Source organism: Vreelandella andesensis (assembly GCF_003989795.1).
GTDB classification, from domain to species: domain Bacteria; phylum Pseudomonadota; class Gammaproteobacteria; order Pseudomonadales; family Halomonadaceae; genus Vreelandella; species Vreelandella andesensis.
On sequence record NZ_RZHG01000011.1, the window covers coordinates 21,903 to 42,111 of the forward strand.

Here is a 20,209-nt window from a genome sequence, read left to right on the forward strand (position 1 = left end):
TTGCCTTTTTAAGTTGTATCATTATGTAACAAAAAACTCTCTTACCGTAAGGCCACTTTAGGCTTAATTGATAAGCTAAGCCTTTTAACGTATGTTCGCCGCTTTAGTTGTTTGCGTTTATATTTACGCTTGATTTTGACACCATTCGGTTCTTTCATGGCAAAACTAATAGCAGGCTATACGTCTTACGGTATTACTAAAATCAATGCCCTTGCTTCTTTTTTGCCTGAATACTCGCATTTTTCACGCATAAGACCGCTCAGTCCTAAACCAAGTGCGATTATTGGATGGGGTCTTAAGCCCACGAGTGTTCGTGCACGACAATATGCCTCTCGTCATAACCTACCGTATGTCGCTCTAGAAGATGGCTTTCTTCGTTCTTTAGGACTAGGGGTTGATGGCTACCAACCTCATAGCATGGTGGTCGATTATACGGGCATCTATTATGACGCTTCTCGACCTAGTGATTTAGAGAACTGGCTCAATCATGCCACATTTGATACTGAGGAGCTTGCCCAAGCAACACGCTGCATCGAGCAACTGTCGCGCTATCGCTTGTCGAAATATAATCACGCGCCCGATTATCTGTTGCCCATTGAAGGACAAAATAATGTCTTGGTAGTGGATCAAACCGCAGGCGATGCCTCTATTCACCACGGCGGCGCTAGTGCAGATAATTTTCGACAAATGTTAGCGTCCGCTTTAACTAACCACCCTGATACCAATGTTTTTATTAAGATACATCCTGACGTCATCGCAGGCAAAAAAAAGGGCCACCTGGTAGATGCCAATGAAAATCCTCGCTGCCATATCATTAGCGATAACATTAACCCCTGGGCATTATTCGACAAAGTGCAGGCCGTTTATGTCGTGACAAGCCAGTTAGGGTTCGAAGCCCTAATGGCAGGCAAGCAAGTGCACTGCTTTGGCCTTCCCTTTTATGCAGGATGGGGATTAACACACGATCAGATTAGCTGTACGCGCAGAAGAGTCACACGACTCCTAGAAGAAGTATTTGCCGCGGCTTATCTTCGTTATACCCGATATGCTAACCCCTACACGGGTAATGCCGCGACGCTAGAAGAAACGATTGCCCTGATTGCCGATCAAAAGCGTCAGCAAGAACGCCTGCGTGGTGAATGGTTAGCCTGCGGTTTCTCATCCTGGAAAAGGCGATTCATTGGCCATTTTCTTGGACCGGCAGCAAAGATTGCTTATCAAAAAGAGCTGCCAACCACTATTGCATCAGGTATTGAAAAACCAAATCTACTGGTGTGGTCCAGTCGTATTAACGATGAATTTAAAGTCCGCCATCACAACCTAATGGCGGCGATATGGCGAATGGAGGACGGCTTTATCCGTTCAGTAGGGCTTGGGGTAGACCTCACTCAACCACTCTCTTTGGTCATTGATCGCCAAGGGATTTACTACGACCCCAGCCAGCCTAGTGAGCTAGAAACCCTGCTCAATACCGCTGATTTTAGCAATGACTTATTAGAGCGAGCAGCTCAACTACGCGAACGATTGGTAGCATTAAAGCTTTCCAAATATAATGTGCCGGGCAAAGAAACCATTGAATTACCCGCCAACAAACACACTATTTTGGTGCCTGGTCAGGTAGAAAGCGACGCATCAATTGCCACAGGTTCGCCAGAAATCAGTACCAATAGCGCGCTTATAAAGGCCGTTCGAGATGCCAACCCGGATGCGTTTATTATTTATAAAGCACACCCAGACGTGATTACCGGTGCCCGTATTGGAGCACTCGATACCAACGCCAAACGCCTGTATGATCTTGATGCTAGTCATGTCGATATCACCGTGCTGCTAGCTCACGTGGATGCGGTTCACACCATGAGTTCGCTCACTGGCTTTGAAGCCCTGCTTCGTCAATGCCAAGTACACACTTATGGCCTCCCGTTTTACGCAGGCTGGGGGTTAACCCTGGATGCCATGCACTGCCCGAGGCGAAATCGGAAGCTGCCACTGGATGCACTGGTCGCAGGAACCCTGCTTTTATACCCAAGCTATGTCGATCCCGGCTCTCGGCAACTGTGCAATGCTGAAACGGTAGTCAGCCTGCTGGAGCAGGCTAAATCACAACAGTTTAAGTCTCGCAAACATATGCTTACATGGAAGCAGCGGCTATATCGCTGCTATCGTAACTTATTCATTGGAAGTCATTGAGTTGAAGCAAAAGCGCGCGTTTTTATTTCTCCAAGGCGTCTGCTCGCCCTTTTATCAGCGTCTAGCCCGCCGGCTAACTGACGACGGCCACCGCGTGGTAAAAGTTAACTTCAACGCCGGCGATATCGTCTACTGGCAGCGCACTCACAGTCAGAACCATTTGTTTCGCGGCCCGTTAAGCGAGCTACCCGCTTATATCCAGTCGCTTTGGCAACGTTACGACATTACCGACCAAGTACTGTTTGGAGACCGCCGCCCGATTCACCGCCCAGCAGTTGACTTAGCGCCCGCCGCTGGCATTCGCACCCATGTATTTGAAGAAGGCTATTTTCGCCCTTTTTGGGTCACGCTTGAACGCGAAGGAGTGAATGGCCACTCGCTGCTACCCAGAGATCCCAAGTGGTTTTTCGAAACAGGCAAGGCATTGCCCAAATTACCTGCCCCTGTGCGCTTTCGTGCGTCATTCAAAATCCGCGCCGCACACGATATGGGTTACCACTTAGCAGGGTTAATGAATCCGCTGGTGGCTCCTCATTACCGCAACCACGCGCCTATCACAGCGCCGGTCGAGTATGCGGGCTATGCCAAACGGTTCACCTTACTTCGCTTTTGGAAAAAGCGCGATAACGAACGAATTAAGAACCTGATCGAAGGCAGTAAGCCTTATTTTATGTTGCCGTTGCAGCTCAATACCGATGCGCAGATTCGTGACCACTCACCTTATGCCAACATGGAAGAAGTGATGGATCACGTCATGGGGTCATTTGCTCTGCACGCTCCTAGCGACGCCTTACTGTGCATAAAAAATCATCCTCTGGATATGGGGTTAGTTGACTACCCGAGCATCATTCAGCGGCTGGAAGATTTTTATGGTCTTAATGGGCGCATTGTTTACCTGGAGTCAGGCAACCTTAATCCGTTGCTCAAACATGCTACGGGCACGGTCACAGTCAACAGCACGGTCGGCATTGTTTCGCTTGAAAAACAGTGCCCCACCTTTGCACTCAGCGACCCCATCTACAATTTAGCGGGCCTCACCTACGAAGGCTCTCTAGACGAGTTTTGGCACCAGCCGCCGCTGCCCAGCCAAGCGCTATTTAGCTATTTTCGTAATACCGTTATGTACGCCACGCAAGTTAATGGTGGTTTTTATTGCCAGCCCAGTATCGATTTAGCCGTCAACAATGCAGCAAGCATACTAGAAGCCTGCCCGTCGCCGTTGGAGAAGTTGCTGTGAAAGTTGCTGTGAAAGCTGCTCGTGTGACTGCGCCATCACCTAGCGCCGCCGCCCCCCGCTGCGTGCTAATTACCGGCGCCACTGGCGCGATCGGTGGGGCGCTAGCCCATGCTTACGCAACCTCCACCACGCATCTGGTGCTGCACGGTCGTAATCGACAGTCGCTTGACGAATTGGCGATAGCGTGTCGAGAAAAAGGCGCGCATGTGTCGCTCTCGACGGCTAGCTTAACCGACGAAACCGAGCTAAATGCGTGGCTGGATATGCTCTGCACTGAGCATGTACCCGATATCGTGATTGCCAATGCGGGTATCAACACGCACCCAGGTGAAAACACACTAGAGCCGTGGGACGAGGTTCAAGCACTATTAGATATTAATTTAAAAGTACCCATCGCAATGGCCCAGCGCCTTGTGCCAGCCATGCAAGCACGGGGCAGCGGTCAGTTGGTGTTCATTAGCTCGTTAGCAGGCTGGCACGGCTTACCTACAACGCCTAGCTACAGTGCCAGCAAAGCAGGCATTAAAGCCTACGGCGAAGGTCTCAGAGGGCTACTTGAGCCTCATGGAATTGGCGTGACCGTGGTAATGCCTGGCTACGTTACTTCACCCATGTGTAACGCAATGCCCGGCCCCAAGCCTTGGGAATGGTCACCAGAGCGCGCCGCTAACGCCATACAGCGCGGCATTACCGCTAACCGTGCCCGCATCAGCTTCCCCTTTCCATTGAACTTCGGCACTTGGTGGCTAGCTGTTTTACCAGCTGGCATTTCACAATGGCTCGTCAAACGCCTTGGCTTTAATCATACCGAGGGGGCGTAGCGTGCCGCTTTTTCTGTCTTCCTCTTTCATTAGCCCGCTGTTAGTAGGCTTGTTAGCCAGCCTATTGTTCGAAGCGCTGCTAAACCCGCGTCCCCGCCCGCCTTGGAAGCGCGGCATTGCCGCTAACATTGTGCATGTTGGTAGCTGGTTGCTGCTGTTTGGCATTTTTATACTGCTTCTACAACGCCCTTGGTTTGCTATTGTCTTCGTTCTATCGCTGCAACTGGTGGTGGTGCAATCGAGTAATACCAAATCACGCACGTTGAACGAACCTTTTATCTGCCACGATTTTGAATACTTTTGGGATGCAGTGCTGCACCCACGCCTCTATGTGCCTTTTTTCGGTATTGGTCTCGCCATTGCTGCCAGCAGTGCCGGCGCGGTTGCTATTGGCAGCTTTTTGTTTTTTGAACCATCGCTAATCCGACAATGGGGCGCCGCAACGTTTCTAGTTCACAGCCTAGCGCTGATAGTCACCGGCGCGCTGTTCGTTTGGCTGGGGTGGCGTAAACTGCCGCCTATCACGCTTACCCCTGTCATTGACCTAGAACGTCTGGGGTTATTCTCCAGCCTCTGGGCATACGGCATCGCCCTACTGCAATCGCAGCCGCCTAAAGCTGACGCCTCGCCTTTCTATTCATATACTCAACACAGCCTTGAGCAAGATGCTCAAGCGGCACTGCCCAACGTGGTATTGGTGCAAAGTGAATCATTTTTTGATCCTCGCCCATGGTGCGGCGAGATTGCCGCTGACTTACTGCCGAATTATGATGCTACTTGCAGGGAAGCTATCGTGAAGGGAGCGCTGAATGTGCCCGCGTGGGGCGCAAATACAGTGCGAACCGAATGCGCCGTTTTAACCGGCATAGCGCCTGATGCGTGGGGGCCGCGCCAGTTCAACCCTTACCGCACGCTGTCGAGTCACCCTTTGCCCAGCATTGCCAGTGCATTTAAAGCTCAAGGGTATCGAACGATTTGTGTTCATCCTTACCCTGCTACTTTCTATATGCGAGACAGCGTTATTCCGGCATTGGGTTTTGAGACGTTTATCGACATTAGCGCCTTCGAAAGTCAGGATAAGCATGGTCAGTACATGGGTGACCAGGCTGTTGCACGAAAAGTTGGACGCCTGCTTGAAGATAACGATAATAGGCCACTGTTTGTCTTTGTGATTACCATGGAAAACCATGGTCCTTTACACTTAGAAGCACCCGACAAGGCCGGAGTAGCGTCAACATTGCCAGCAGCGCCGTGGCCGCTGCCCGATTATTTGCGTGATTTAGCCGTATACCTGCACCATCTAGGCGAATCAGATAAAATGCTCAAAAGCGTAAAAGCAGCGCTAAACTCAGCTAGTAGACCAGGGCTGCTGGGCTGGTACGGTGACCACGTACCCATACTGCCTGCCGCCTACAGGCATTATTCACCGCCTGCTAGCAGCACCCCGTACATGATATGGTCAACGGAAATTGAACGTCGTTTAGATGGTAACTTGCATGACAAACCGCCTATTGAGTGCGAGTCGTGCCCGCTGGAAGCAAACGAACTTGGTGTCTACCTATTTAAACAAGCGTTTGGACGCGATATAAGTAGCGATGTGATCAAGGCAGAACCAGAACCTCAGGAGCAAGAATGACTAAACGCGTTGCCATCATCGGCGCCGCCCATCGTTTCCCCGGCACCACACCTGAAACGTTCTGGCAGGACCTGCAAGCCGAAAAAGACCTCGTCACTCAAGTGGCCCCCGACCGCTGGAGCCAGGAAGCTTTCTGGCATCCAGATAAACGCCATCCTGGCACCAGCGTCACGTTTGCCGCGGGTAGCCTAGGCGATATCAGCGGGTTCGACGCAGCGTTTTTTGGCATTTCGCCCCGTGAAGCGGCGAACATGGATCCACAACAGCGCATGTTGCTAGAGCTTACCTGGGAAGCCATGGAAAGCGCGGGCATCGTGCCCAGCACCCTCCGTGGCAGCCAATGCGGTGTTTTCCTTGGCGTCGCCAGCCTGGATTATTCCTATCGCCTGGCCGATGACATGTCGGCGATTGATGCCTCTACTGCGACCGGTAACACATCAAGTATCGCGTCTAACCGGCTGTCTTACGTCTTTGATCTGCATGGTCCCAGCATGTCGCTGGACACCGCCTGCTCGTCTTCCATGGTGGCATTCCACCAAGCGTGCCAATCCATTCGCAGCGGCGAAACTAACATGGCGCTGGCGGGTGGCATCAGCCTGCACCTGCACCCGTATGGCTTTATTATTTTTTCGAAGGCCAGCATGCTCTCACCCACTGGGCGCTGCCAAGTCTTCGATGAAGCCGGTAATGGCTACGTGCGCTCAGAAGGTGCTGGGCTGTTTTTGCTTAAAGACTATGATCAAGCCGTGGCCGATGGCGATAATATCCTCGCAATTGTCGCAGGCTCGGCGGTCAATACTGACGGCCACAAATCTGGCCTTACCGTGCCTAACCCCAGCGCGCAAATAGAGTTAATGCGCCGCGCCTACGAACAGGCGGGCATTACGCCAGATGAGATCGACTACCTTGAAGCGCACGGCACCGGCACCGCCGTTGGCGACCCCATTGAAACCCGTGCCATTGGCGAAGCACTCGGCAAGCACCGCAAAACGCCGCTGCTGATTGGCTCGGTGAAAAGTAACCTTGGCCATTTAGAAACCGCCTCTGGGGTGGCTGGGCTCGCTAAGGCGCTGTACAGCCTGCAGCACCGTGAAGTGCCCGCGACGATCGGCATACGTAATCTTAATCCTCGCATCAAATTCGATGAGTGGAATATCAGCGTTGTCACCAAAGCCAAGGCGCTTAAAAAGCAGGGCCGCTTGGTCATTGGCATCAACTCTTTCGGCTTTGGCGGCGCCAATGCGCACGTCATACTGGAAAGTGCGCCAGAAAAAACGCCGAGTCCTCGTCAAGTACCAGATACGGCGCTGCCCATTCGCGTTAGCGCGCGAAGCCAAGAAGCATTGGCAGATAACGCTCGTGGATTAGCGAACCTCCTACGCGAAGAAAGCCACGCGTTCTATGACATTGCCCATACATTGAACAGCCATCATGAACAGCACACGTACGGTGCGCTCTGTTTTGCTCAAACACCGCAAGCCGCCGCCAGTGCACTCAGCCAGTTTGCCGACGGTGAAGCCAACGACGTTGTAACACTGGAGCGCTTAGCGAATGCACGTGGCCCTGTGTTCGTTTACGACGGCAACGGCTGCCAATGGGAAACCATGGGCCACGACTTACTAGAGAGCGAACCAGCGTTCAGCGAGGCCATTGACCGCGTAGATGCGCTGTTCCAAAAACATGGCGATTTTTCGCTGCGTGACGAGCTGGCAGGCCGAAACCGACCAGAGGCCAGCGGAGGCCGCTTTGACCGCACTGAAATCGCTCAACCTGCCTTGTTTGCGCTGCAGGTAGCGTTGACGGAATGGCTGAAATCGAAGGATATTGTGCCCACTGCCGTCTTTGGCCACAGCGTTGGTGAAGTGGCTGCCGCATGGGCGTCCGGCGCGCTAACGTTAGAAGATGCGGTAAAAGTCATCTACTACCGCAGTTTCTATCAAGGCAAAACCCGTGGCCTCGGGGAAATGACGGCCGTCGCCATGAGCGCGGAAGAGATCGCGCCCTGGCTTGAAAAACCTGAATTTAGTGACATCAGCTTAGCGGGTATTAATAGTCCCAAAGGCATCACCTTAGCGGGTGACCGTGACCAACTAAACGCTATTGAAACAGCCTTTAGTGAACAGAGTACCTTTGCTAAGCGACTGCCCTTGGATTACGCCTTCCACAGCCCCGCCATGGACAGTATCAAAGCAGGCGTTGTGGAAGCATTGGCGGACATCTGCCCACGCCCCACGCAAATCCCTTATATATCTACTGTTACGGGCACCATCAGTGAAGGCACCCAGCTGGATGCTAATTACTGGTGGCTCAATATTCGGGAACCGGTTCTGTTTGATAGCGCCGCCACGGTGTTGATTGAACAGGGGTATAACGTGTTTGTGGAAGTCGGCGCCCACCCTATCCTGCGCCGCTACCTTAACGAGTCACTGCACCAACAAGAGCGCAGCGGATTGGTGCTGGGCACTATTGAACGCAATCTGCCTGGCGTAGACGGCTTAACGCGCTGCCTTGGCCAATTGTTGCTAAGCGGACTCACCCTGGATAGCCACCAGTTCTTCCCGGTGGAAGGCCAGCGGGTTCCGCTGCCACGCTATGCATGGCAACGCACCCAGCTTTGGGTGCAAGGCACCAACGATGGCCAGGGGCTGCTTTCCCGTTACTACCAGCATCCGCTACTGGGATACCCACTGGCGCAGCAGGATCACACCTGGGAGAGTCAGCTAGATACCAAACGCCAGCCATGGCTAGCAGATCACGTTGTCGGTGAAGGGGCGGTCTTCCCCGGTGCCGGGTTTGTTGAGCTGACGCTAGCGGCAGCCCTGCAGCAGAAAGACACACCGCTTTTAGACATTGAAGAGCTAGAGATCCGTGCCCCGCTGCTGCTGGATGGCCCCAATGGCCGCACCATGCGCTTAACACTGGATCCAGATGATGGTCGCTTAGCAATCCACTCCCGTGAACCGGCTACCGGCAGTGAGTGGCAACTAAATGCTGTTGCCCGCCGCATGCGTGAAAGCCGAGGCTTCTTGCTTAATCGCAAAGCGCCCAGCCTGCCAAGCCGTGCACCCGACTACACCTTGGCTGAGCACGTGCAGATGGCCGAGCGCATTGGGCTGCACTACGGCCCTGCGTTCCAAGCCATTAGCCGTGGCTGGATTGAAGGCGACAGCGTCATCGGTGAAATCACGCTCTCCGAGAGTATTCAGGCACAGCTCGACACGCTGCACGTTCACCCTGGAATTCTCGACAGTGCTTTCCAAATGTTCATACCGCTGCTGGCTCAACATAGCGAGTTTGCAGCGCAGTTAGCGTTTGTGCCGGTTCGTGTGGGACGCATTCAAGTGAATGCCGACGCCGGTGCCCCCGTGTTGGCACGGGCACTGATGGGCAAACGCGCGCCCCACTCTTTCACCGCCGACTTCGAACTGTATGATGCGGCCGGCAACGCCGTGGCGGTGCTCAGCGAAACCCGCTTCAAGGCGATTCGCTTAAACCGCGCCCATCATCAGCACTTCAGCTACCTGGATGTTGAATTAACGCCTGCCCCGCTGACCGCAGCAACGCTACCGTTGGCTGGCAATGCCCTTGTGCAATTGGTTGGGCTAAGCAATGCCTTTGCCGACAGCACCGGCCAACGCTATGCACAAGAAGTGTCGCCACTGCTCGATAGCCTTAGCGAAGCTTTTGCTGGTGCCAATGATAACGACAGCGAAGATCAGCCCGCACCTGAAACCATTTGGCAATTACTGGTGCAGGATTACCCCGATTATTTTGCGCCTATTCACATAGTAGGCCGATTAGGTCTGCACCGTGGGCAACTAGCAAGCGGCAGTGAAACACTTGAAAGCTTAGGCATTACCAATGAGCACTTGGCGGGCATTAATCGCGTCCTGATCGGCGAAAACGGCTGGCAAGTGCTAGCGGCTGAGCTTGGCGCGCTGGTGGAAGCCTCGCTAACCACCCTGCCCGTTGGTCAGCGGCTGCAATTGTTGGAAGCGGGGCCCTGCGCCCCCGCTCTCGGTCAGCGCCTACTTGAACAGCTTGCGAATACAGCAAACATTGCAAACGATGCGCACCATTATCGTGCCATCACCACCAGCGACACCGCTCGCCATCAGGCTGAACAGCTTCAAGAGCGTTTCCCGCTGATAGATGTTCAGCCGCTGGAAGATACGTTACCTGCGCTTGGCAATGCAGAGAAAGCTCAGCTGGCATTTATCAGCGTGGATGTGACCCAGCCTGAACGCACTCGCCAACTGATTGAAACGCTGCCTACCCAGCTTGCCCCAGGTGCTCACGTCGTGGTGATCGGCGTTCACCCCAGTCGCTGGCTGGATGATTTGTTGGCCACACCAGGCATCGACCAAGCGCCCCTTGAACAAGATACCCTGCGTGAGTGGTTATCGAACCAGGGCCTCAGCGTTTCGCCGCCGGTCGAGCTTGAAGAAAATGGCGCTTACCTGCTGCATGGCCAATACACAGCAGATGAAGAGTTACCGCGTCAAAATGCTCAAAATTCGTCAGATGCCCTGCACCTGATCGTCGCTGACGCAGAACACGAAGCCCTCGCCACTCAGCTTGCAGAGCGGCTAGACCCGACCAACGCATGGCTAACCGTCAGTGACGCGTCCCCGCAGGCGCTGTTAACGACAGCGCTGGAAGAACGCCAAGCAGCACCTGCCGAGCTGAATGTTGTTGATCTGCGTGGGCTTAATGGCAGCACCACTGCTGCTCAAACCCAGCGTTGCTACACAGCACAGCAGTGGTCGTTAGCACTTGAAGCAAGCGGGCTGGAAAGCCAAGGCAGCCACGTTACCCTTTGGCTGACGACCCAGAATGCCAGTACCGGCGATGACGCTGCGCTATGGGGCTTTGGCCGTTCGCTTGCCAATGAAGCCGTTGGCCATAGCGTCACACTGATTGATCTACCAGACAGCCCCAGCAAAGCGGCACTAAACGCGTTGGCAGCCTCAATAGCCACACCGGATAGCGAAAACGAACTGGTCATCACCGTTGACGGCGAACGGTTTGCGACGCGTCTTCGCACCCTGCCTGCGCCTCACCCGGTGGCGCAAGCAAGTGCTGCGCCTCATCAAGCAATGACCCTGGGCTTCGCGCTACCAGGGCAATTGCGTCAGTTGCAGTGGCGGCCACGACCGTTGCCTGAACTTGGCGCGGATGAGGTGGAAATCTGTGTTAAAGCGACGGGCCTCAACTTCCGCGATGTGATGTATACCCTTGGCTTACTGTCTGATGAAGCGATTGAAAACGGTTTCGCTGGCCCGACCCTGGGGCTTGAGTTCTCAGGTGAGGTTCTCGCGGTAGGTGCCAATGTTCAGCACGTCACCCCCGGCCAAGCGGTGGTAGGCTTTGGCCCTGCCAGCTTTAGCGACCGGCTGATTGCCAGCCAGCATGCCGTTGCGCCGCTGCCTGAAGGCGTCAGCTATGCTGCTGCCGCGACAATCCCGACCACCTTCTTCACGGTTTACTACGCGCTAAAACACCTTGCGCGCCTGGAACCCGGTGAGAAAGTATTGATTCACGGTGCCGCGGGCGGCGTCGGCATCGCCGCGCTGCAAATTGCCCAGTGGCTAGGTGCCGAGATCTACGCCACGGTGGGGTCTGAAGAGAAGCGCGACTTCCTGCGTCTTATGGGGGAAGAGCGCATCTACGACTCCCGCTCACTGACGTTTGCCGAAGAGATCCTAGAGGACACTCAAGGCGAAGGCGTGGACGTCGTATTGAACTCTCTGGCAGGCGAAGCGATTAACCAAAACCTGCGCGCATTGCGCCCATTTGGCCGCTTCCTGGAATTAGGCAAACGTGATTTCTATGAAAACACGCACATCGGTCTACGCCCGTTCCGCAACAATTTAAGCTACTTCGGCATCGACTCCGACCAGTTGATGAAAGTACAGCCTGCGCTCACTCAACGCTTGTTCGGTGAAATGATGGCGCTGTTTAACGATGGCACGCTCAGCCCGCTGCCGTTCACCGCCTTCAGCCACAGCCAAGTGATTGACGCCTTCCGTTATATGCAGCAAGCACGCCAAATCGGCAAAGTGGTGGTGACCTATGAACAGCCCATTGTGCCGCCGCATAACGAGCTGTTAGGCACCGGTGCCATAACGCTATCTGCCGATGCCAGCTATTTGGTGACCGGCGGACTAGGCGGCTTTGGCCTCAAAACGGCCCAATGGCTGGTCAGCAAAGGCGCATGCCAGCTTGTCTTGTTAAGCCGTAGTGGCCCCGCTAGTGAAGAAGCTCAAGCCGCTATCGCGACGCTCGAAGCCCAAGGCGTGAAGGTGCTGGCAGCGGCGTGTGACATTACCGATCACGCGGCACTAGCAAGCGTTATGGCGCGCGTTCAGAACGAACTCAGCCCGCTTCGCGGCATCGTGCATGCCGCAACGGTGATCGACGACGGCCTGATTCGCAACCTAGATGCCGAACGTATCCAAAAGGTGCTGGCTCCTAAAATTGATGGTGCCCGTCATCTGGATGCGCTTACCCAGGACATCTCACTCGACTTCTTTGTGCTCTACTCCTCGGCGACCACGCTGTTTGGTAACCCAGGGCAGGCCAACTACGTTGCCGCTAACCACTGGCTGGAAGCCTTTGCTGCCCGCCGTCGCGCGGCGGGCCTACCCGCCACGTGCGTACGCTGGGGAGCCATTGAAGATGTCGGCTTCCTGGCGCGTAACACGCGCACACGCGATGCGCTGCAAGAGCGCTTAGGGGGGTCGGCACTCCATTCGGATGACGCTCTCAATGTGCTCGAGCAAATGTTGCTGACCCCTGGCCCAAGCTTGGGAGTTCTTGAACTCGAGTGGGGCGCCCTGGCGCGCTTCTTGCCCACGGCCCAAGCGCCACGCTTTAACGAAATTGCGCGCGTTAGCGATGATGATGCTAGCGTCGACCACGATGACGATATCAGCGCACTACTGGCAGATCTTTCGCCTGAAGAGTTGCATAGCACCATCACCGACCTTCTGCGTGCCGAGCTGGCTAGCATCCTGCTGATTGATGAAGAGAAAATCGACATCAATCGCTCGGTGTACGATATGGGCTTTGATTCGCTCATGGGCGTCGAATTGATGACCGCCATCGAGAACCGCTTAAACGTGCAAGTACCGGTAATGGTGCTAAGCGAAGCGTCAACGTTAAACAAACTGGCCGGTGTGCTGATTCAAAAGTTACATCAGCATGACAATGATGTTGAAGAAGCGCCACAAGATGCGTTAGCCTCTCTGGCCGCTCGCCACGGGGCAGATGGGCTAACCAGTGAGTCTGCCTCAACATCTACGACCGAGATACCATGACCGTAAAGCGCTCTGAACTGAAACAACAGCTGCTGGAACAGGCACGCAAGCGCCCCACTCCGCGTGCTGCCAGCTCGCAAGCCCTGGCATCCGCAGGGGCAGAATCAACGCGGCGAGTTCCCGAGCGCTTTACACGTTTTGATGCCCATCCTGGCTATCAGCAACTCGTGATGATGCGTCAAGGTGCCAAACAACTCGGGCTGATTGACCCGTTTTTTAAAGTTCATGATGGCCTGGCCGGCGCCACGAGTATGATTGACGGACAATCCTGTATCAATTTCGCCAGCTACAATTACCTGGGTTATTCCGGTGACCCACGGGTCATTCAAGCGGCGTGCGATGCCGCTTCTCACTACGGAACCTCTGTGTCTGCCAGCCGGGTTGTATCGGGCGAGCGACCAATTCACGGTGAATTAGAGCAAGCGATCGCTAGCACCTATGGCGTTGAAGATGCGGTTGTTTTTGTCAGCGGACACGCAACAAATGTGTCGACTCTTGGGTACCTATTAGGCCCAAAAGATCTTGTGCTTCACGACGAGTACATCCACAACAGCTCGTTAGTGGGCGCTCAGCTTTCCGGCGCTAAGCGCATGTCCTTTAGCCATAACGACCCCGACGCACTGGACGCCTTGTTAAGTCGTCATCGCCATCAATTCGAACGCGTGCTTGTTGTCATCGAAGGGCTTTACAGCATGGATGGTGATATACCTGACCTTCCCCGCTTTGTTGAGCTAAAACAGCGCCATCAGGCATGGCTAATGGTGGATGAAGCGCATTCGTTTGGCGTAATGGGCGACACTGGCTTAGGCTTAAGGGAACATTTTGCGGTTGACCCAACCGATGTTGATATCTGGATGGGCACCATGAGCAAAACGCTATCAGGCTGCGGGGGCTATATTGCCGGTAATAAAGCCCTGGTGGAAACGCTGCGCCACTTCGCGCCGGGCTTTCTGTATAGCGTCGGCATGCCCGCTCAAGTGGCTGCGCCCTCGCTTAAAATTCTGGAATTAATGCCCCAGGAAACCGAGCGCGTTGTCCAGTTACAAGCTATCTCGCGCTATTTCTTAGCGCAGGCGCAAGCACGAGGAATGGATACAGGCCACAGTATTGGCTCTGCCGTTGTGCCCGTTATTGTTGGAAGCTCACCGCTTGCAGCGCATTTGTCCCATGCACTGCTTGAACAGAACATTAATGTCCAACCCATTCTGTATCCCGCGGTGCCTGAAAAAAGTGCCCGGCTTCGCTTTTTCCTTTCCTGTGAGCACACGAAAGCCCACATCGACCAAACGCTGGATGCACTCGCACTACTGCTCGCAAACGCCAAAGGGTGATATATGGAGGAGCTTGAAACTCAAGCAGAATGGATTAACCCCTGCTGGTATGTGATTCAATGTAAAGGCGGCGAGTCATTTCGCGCCGCTGAACACCTCACCAACCAAGGGTACGAGGTGTTCCACCCCGTCTTAAGCACCAAACGTAAGCGCCAAGGCAAACCCACCGTGGTAACCGAGCCACTTTTCCCCTACTACCTGTTTATCCGGCTGGATCAGGTTGTCAGCAACTGGCGGCCTATTCGCTCTACCCGTGGCGTACTGCGCCTGCTTACCTTCGGCAACACCCCTATCGCCGTGCCAGATGCCTTGGTAGATACCCTACGCGCACAACCACACCATCTGGAAGGCAGCCACAGCTACTTCAGCGCGGGAGAAAAAGTGACGATCACCGATGGGCCTTTCAAAGATTTAGAAGCCGTTTTTAAACGCTGCAAAGGCGAAGAGCGCGCTATCGTGTTGCTTAACGTGCTACAACGCCCACAGGATGTCGAAATATCTGTCGACAGCTTACAAAAAAACTAACGCTCCTCTTTGATTTTTGTCATTAAGCATGGTGGCAAACGTACGGCAACTCGTAACGTCCCCTTAACAACGCATCATTTGATTGATATAACGCGACGTAGAGGCCGCAGTGACGGCCTCGCACGCCCGGATGGGATTCTGTCGTAGATATTATCTCGCGACAGACTTTGTATTTATCCTTGCGAAAGTGTCTTGTTGATTTGAACACCATAGCGTTCAAACAATGAGCCTTCCGCTAACCTAATAGCCACCAGCGCTAACTGGTACAGCGCTAGCGACTCTGCATGGCGCTGTTGCGCTTCAATGCGGTCGTCTTCGCGCTCATAGAGATCTCTTAACCGCCCACGTCCTAACGTATAATTACTGCGCTCAGCCGCATAAAGCTCACCATAAAGCTGCTGGTTGCGCGCCGCTAGCTGTAGGTCATTGTGCGCTACCTCAAGTTGGTGAAGTCGGGTACGCAGCTCGTTGACCACGCTGACCTCGATATCACGTAGTTCTATCTCAGCTTGACGTTGGCGAGCCTCAGCGCTACCGATGTCGCCTGAACGTTTCAGGTTCGCCCCTAATGGCATAGAAAACTCGACACCTACATACCACGTTGGGTAGGTCGTCGCGTAAGACTCGCTCACTGCATCACCTATGCGGGTTTCCAGTGCACTCGTACGGTAGCCCGCCACTAGATCAAGCTGGTTGCGATTTTCTTCAACCGCACGATTCGTTTGTAGACGTTGGATGTCCCGCGCTAATAATGCGCTGTGATACCCTGGCCACTGCGATAATACGTCTTCGGCATAGGCATCAAAATTCTGCGACGCACCGTATGGTGTGGTCTCAGGAGAGTCAATAGGCGTAAATGTGAGCATCGCATAGGCGTCATGCGACAGGTTTAATAACGTTTTAAGCTCACTTTGAATATCTCGCCAGCGCTGTTCTTCGTTGTAGAGCGCCGCGCGGCTTTCAATTACCCTTGCCTCGGCTTCTAATAAGGCCGTCCGGGGCTGACGACCTGCATTAACCTGATTTTGGGTTTCTTGCATAATATTACGGGCGTTATCCAGTGCCGACTGTTGTATCTCGATAAATTGAGAGGAAAGATACATCCGCCAATAGGCTCTTAACGCCGAAGATGACACACGCAGCAATTGGTCATGAAAGTCATACTCTGCGCGCTGATGCTGCAACTCAGCTTCTTTAATTCTAGCATTAGCAATCCGATTCCCTATTCCTTGAAGCAAAGGCTGCCGGATACTCACATTCAACGATGCGACGGCCTCTGTGTTGCTATCGCCGTTAGACGCGGCCTCCACTAAATTGCCTTCTCGTTGGTTGCCTGACCAACTCAACACAAGCTCCGCTCCCGTGGCCACGGGAACACGAACGCCCGCCTCAACATCTGTGTTCTGCTCGTCAATCGTGCCAAACGCTGAAGTAATATTAGACAGTCGGTCTGACGTCGTTGACTGGCGTTCTGTGTCTGTATAACGAGCTTCAGCGAAGAGCTCCGGTTGAAGCAGACTGCGCTCACGATTGATATTGCCCGCCGCTACCTGTTGTTGCGTTTGCGATAACAACGCCTGCCCATTACGAAGTATGATCGCTTGGATCAATTGCTGCTGATTAAGCGCCATATTAGGGGCATTGACGAAGGTAATCTCCGCACTCTGATCCTGCACTATGCTGTCTTGTGCATTAACCTGTGTTGACGCGCTGGCAATAGCGAGCACTAGTAGTGCACGAGATAGGGGGCTAGTTTTCATAGCACGAGATAGAGGGCTAGTTTTCATAGTTTTCTGCCTAAGCCGTAATAAGTTGTTCTACTCGGCGCGTGCCTACTCGCCGAGCGCGTGGTAATTAATCTCTCGACTAGAACACCATCTCGTCGTCTTCGATAAATACGTCGTAGAGATAGGGATTGTAATGGTCAAATTCGCCAGTCACTTGAGGCTGTAACCCCGCGACTCGCCCTAGTACTGAAGACAAGCCATTGCCCGTCAGGCCGTACCCAGGCATCTGGTAACGCGAGAAGAAGTTGTCACGATCACCTTTTGAGTGGCCGAACATATCCTGACGAACCAGCTGCTCCAACCTCATGCCACCTTCATAATTTGTGCCGTCGTTAATACTATCGTGGCTAGCCGCTGCGATACGGTCACGCAGCCAGCTGCTTAAACCATTTGGAGCAGTCATACGCTCGCTCATGCTTCGCGGTTCAATAAACGGAGTTTCTGCCAGAGTACCGTCTCGCCCATCACCAATCTCAGCCATAACTGCGCTCAGACGCTGTATTTCGTAACGCTCAACCGTCAGGGAAATAGGATTAAGGGCCGCCAAATTCGCACGGTTACCCACTAGCGAGAGGTAAAGATCGCTTTCAGCTCCACGTGCTTCCAGTAGGTAGCCATTACCATCAGCGATGATGTTCAGAAGGCGGCCGTCACTTGCTAATACCTCGACACGGGTCACGTCGACTTTGAGCAGATTTGGCAACAAAGTAACCAGCGTTTCGCTCAATCGGTCATTTTGATCATCGGTGAGGCGGAGCCCATTGGCATTAACCACAAGAGAACCAGCCTTAATATTAACGCCACTGGCTACATCGCTTCCCAACAGGCGGCCGTTAATGCTGGTCAACGAGACACGCCCTTGCTCTGCCAACAGCGTTCCCACGCGCAAGTCACCACGAGCAGTCAACGTGACGTCACCTGCAAACGTACCCGACACCAGCGTTAAGGGCGTGTTCGCTTTCTGGTTGATAAAGACATCGCCCTTAGCCACGTTCATTAAGAGCGTATCAACCGCGATGTCTAACGCTTGTAACGAGCTGCCAACACCAGAAGCAGCCAGAATATCGAGCCTAGAGGCATCAAGCAGACCGCTACTGCCTACCTGTTGTACCACTCTGCCACCGCTATTGAGTCGTAGTCTGTCACTCGCCTCTATTCTGCCACCCAGCACCATGTCGCTGGCTGCCGTCAATGTAACGTTACCAGCGCCAGTGACATCACCGGTGATTGTCAAAACGCCGCCCACTACTAAGTCGGAGAGACCCGCGACATTAATCATGCCGCTTAGCGTGGTGTTGCCCACGCTATCTAGATCAAAGCGGCCCACGTCCAGCGTGCCATCGACATTGACAGAGGAACCGCCATTGATCGTGGCATTGCCCCTGACCGTGACGCTGTCTGCCAAAGTAATGGCACCCGTACCCTCGATCAGCAGATCGTTGGTAACATCCAGCGAGCCATCTAAATCAGTGATCCCCGCGACCGTCAGGGTGACATTGTCGCCGCCGCTATAAGAGCCGGTGATGACCAAGTTTTTACCGACATTTAGGTCGGAGATGCCAGCGACATTGACCGTGCCGTTCAGGGTGGTGTTGCTCACGCTATTAAGATCTAGATTGCCACCGACCTTTAGCAGTCCGCTGGCTGTCACATCAGTGCCGCCATTGATCGTGGCATTGCCATTGACCGTCACGTTGTCTGCCAAGGTAATGGCATCAGTACCGTCGATCATTAGATCGTTGATGACGTTCAGCCTGCCATCTAGAGCCGTGGAGCCTACAACTGTCAGCGTGACGTTATCGCCGCCGGTGACGTCGCCAGTGATGGCGAGATCGCCACCCGCTGCCAGGTCAAAGAGACCCGCGACAATGACCGTGCCATTCAGAGCGGTGTTGCCAACGCTATAAAGATCAAGGCTGCCCACGTTCAGCGTGCCACCGACATTGACAGAGGAATTCCCTTTGATCGTGGCGGCGCCACCGACCGTCACGTTGTCAGCCAAAGTAATGGCACCCGTGCCAACGATCAGCAGATCGTTGGTCACGTCCAACGCCCCACCTAGAGCCGTAAAGCCTGCCACCGTCAGGGTGACGTTGTCGCCACCGATGACGTCGCCAGTGATGGTGAAATCGCCGCCCACTGCCAAGTCAGAAACACCCGCGACAGTGACCGTGCCGTTTAGAGCAGTGTTGCCAACGCTATAAAGATCAAGGCTGCCCACATCCAGCGTGCCACCGATATTGACAGAGGAATTCCCTTTGATCGTGGCGGTGCCACCGATCGTAGCGTTGTCTGCCAAAGTAATGGCACCCGTACCGTCGATCAGCAGATCGTTGGTCACGTCCAATGAGCCTTCTAGATCCGTGGTGCCATCGACCGCCAGCGTGACGTTATCGCCGCCAGTGATATCACCAGTGATGGCAAGATCGCCACCCGCTGCCAAGTCAAAGAGTCCCGCGACAGTGACCGTGCCATTCAGAGCGGTGTTGCCAACGCTATAAAGATCAAGGCTGCTCACATCCAGCGTGCCACCAATATTGACAGAGGAATTCCCTTTGATCGTGGCGGTGCCACCGACCGTAGCGTTGTCTGCCAAAGTAATGGCACCCTTACCGTCGATCAGCAGATCGTTGGTCACGTCCAGCGCCCCACCTAGAGCCGTGAAGCCTGCCACCATCAGGGTCACGTCGTCGCCACCGATGACGTCGCCAGTGATGGTGAAATTGCCGCCCACTGCCAAGTCAGAAACACCCGCAACATTGACCGTGCCGTTCAGCGTGGTGTTGCCCACGCTATCCAGATCAAGGCTACCGCCAACCTCTAGCAATCCGCTCGTTGCCACATCAGTGCCGCCATCAATCTTGGCATTGCCGCTGACCGAGACGCTGTCTGCCAAGGTAATCGCACCGCTGCTGTTAAGCAGCAGATCGTTGATGACATCCAGCGAGCCATTTAGATCAGTGATACCCGCGACCATCAGCGTGACATTATCACCGCCAGTGACATCACCAGTGATGGCCAGATCGCTACCCACTGCCAAGTTAGAGAGACCCGCGACATTGATTGTGCCGTTCAACGTGGTGCTGCCCACGCTATCGAGATCAAGGCTACCCCCAACGCCCAGCAATCCGCTGGTTGTCACATCAGCGCCGCCGTTGATCGTGGCATTGCCACTGACCGTGACGCTATCTGCCAGGGTAATGGCATCCGTACCGTCGATCAGCAGATCGTTGGTCACGTCCAGTGAGCCTTTTAGATCCGTGGTGCCATCGACCGCCAGCGTGACGTTATCGCCGCCGGTGTAAGAAGCGATGATGGCGAGATCGCCACCCACTGCCAAGTTAGAGAGACCCGCGACATTGA

General features: G+C 54.1%; 9 protein-coding genes. 7 read left to right on the top strand and 2 right to left on the bottom strand.

The genetic code is table 11. The features are described from left to right. Positions 1-156: 156 nt before the first annotated feature. The 7 genes from ELY33_RS06250 to rfaH are packed head-to-tail and all read left to right on the top strand — an operon-like array spanning position 157 to position 15,059. Positions 157-2,187 carry a capsular polysaccharide biosynthesis protein gene (locus ELY33_RS06250; protein WP_126945552.1) on the top strand — a complete coding sequence of 677 codons (2,031 nt, stop codon included), beginning with the start codon at positions 157-159 and terminating at the stop codon, positions 2,185-2,187. Position 2,188: 1 nt separating this feature from the next. After that, the gene (locus tag ELY33_RS06255; protein ID WP_126945555.1) at positions 2,189-3,424 is read left to right on the top strand and encodes a capsule biosynthesis protein; all 1,236 of its coding nucleotides are present in this window, start codon (positions 2,189-2,191) and stop codon (positions 3,422-3,424) included. Further along, positions 3,421-4,245 carry an SDR family NAD(P)-dependent oxidoreductase gene (locus tag ELY33_RS06260; RefSeq protein WP_244208571.1) on the top strand — a complete coding sequence of 275 codons (825 nt, stop codon included), beginning with the start codon at positions 3,421-3,423 and terminating at the stop codon, positions 4,243-4,245. The genes ELY33_RS06255 and ELY33_RS06260 overlap by 4 nt, the downstream gene beginning before the upstream one ends. Before the next feature lies 1 nt (position 4,246). Further along, on the top strand, positions 4,247-5,881 hold the full coding sequence (locus ELY33_RS06265; RefSeq protein WP_126945558.1) for an LTA synthase family protein: 1,635 nt from the start codon (positions 4,247-4,249) through the stop codon (positions 5,879-5,881). After that, positions 5,878-13,203 (top strand): type I polyketide synthase, encoded by a 7,326-nt coding sequence (locus ELY33_RS06270; protein WP_126945561.1) that lies wholly within the window; start codon positions 5,878-5,880, stop codon positions 13,201-13,203. Before ELY33_RS06265 ends, ELY33_RS06270 begins: the two co-directional genes overlap by 4 nt. Next, the gene (locus ELY33_RS06275) at positions 13,200-14,534 is read left to right on the top strand and encodes an aminotransferase class I/II-fold pyridoxal phosphate-dependent enzyme (protein WP_126945564.1); all 1,335 of its coding nucleotides are present in this window, start codon (positions 13,200-13,202) and stop codon (positions 14,532-14,534) included. The genes ELY33_RS06270 and ELY33_RS06275 overlap by 4 nt, the downstream gene beginning before the upstream one ends. A 3-nt stretch (positions 14,535-14,537) precedes the next feature. Then, positions 14,538-15,059, top strand: a complete 522-nt coding sequence (gene rfaH, locus ELY33_RS06280; protein WP_126945567.1) for a transcription/translation regulatory transformer protein RfaH — start codon at positions 14,538-14,540, stop codon at positions 15,057-15,059. Positions 15,060-15,232: 173 nt separating this feature from the next. Here the strand turns inward: rfaH and ELY33_RS06285 are convergent, their stop codons facing one another. After that, positions 15,233-16,846, bottom strand: a complete 1,614-nt coding sequence (locus ELY33_RS06285; RefSeq protein WP_126945570.1) for a TolC family protein — start codon at positions 16,844-16,846, stop codon at positions 15,233-15,235. A gap of 79 nt (positions 16,847-16,925) precedes the next feature. Then, positions 16,926-20,209, bottom strand: a 3,284-nt coding sequence (locus ELY33_RS17810) for a beta strand repeat-containing protein (RefSeq protein ID WP_167470049.1), incomplete at its 5' end; no start/stop codon positions are given.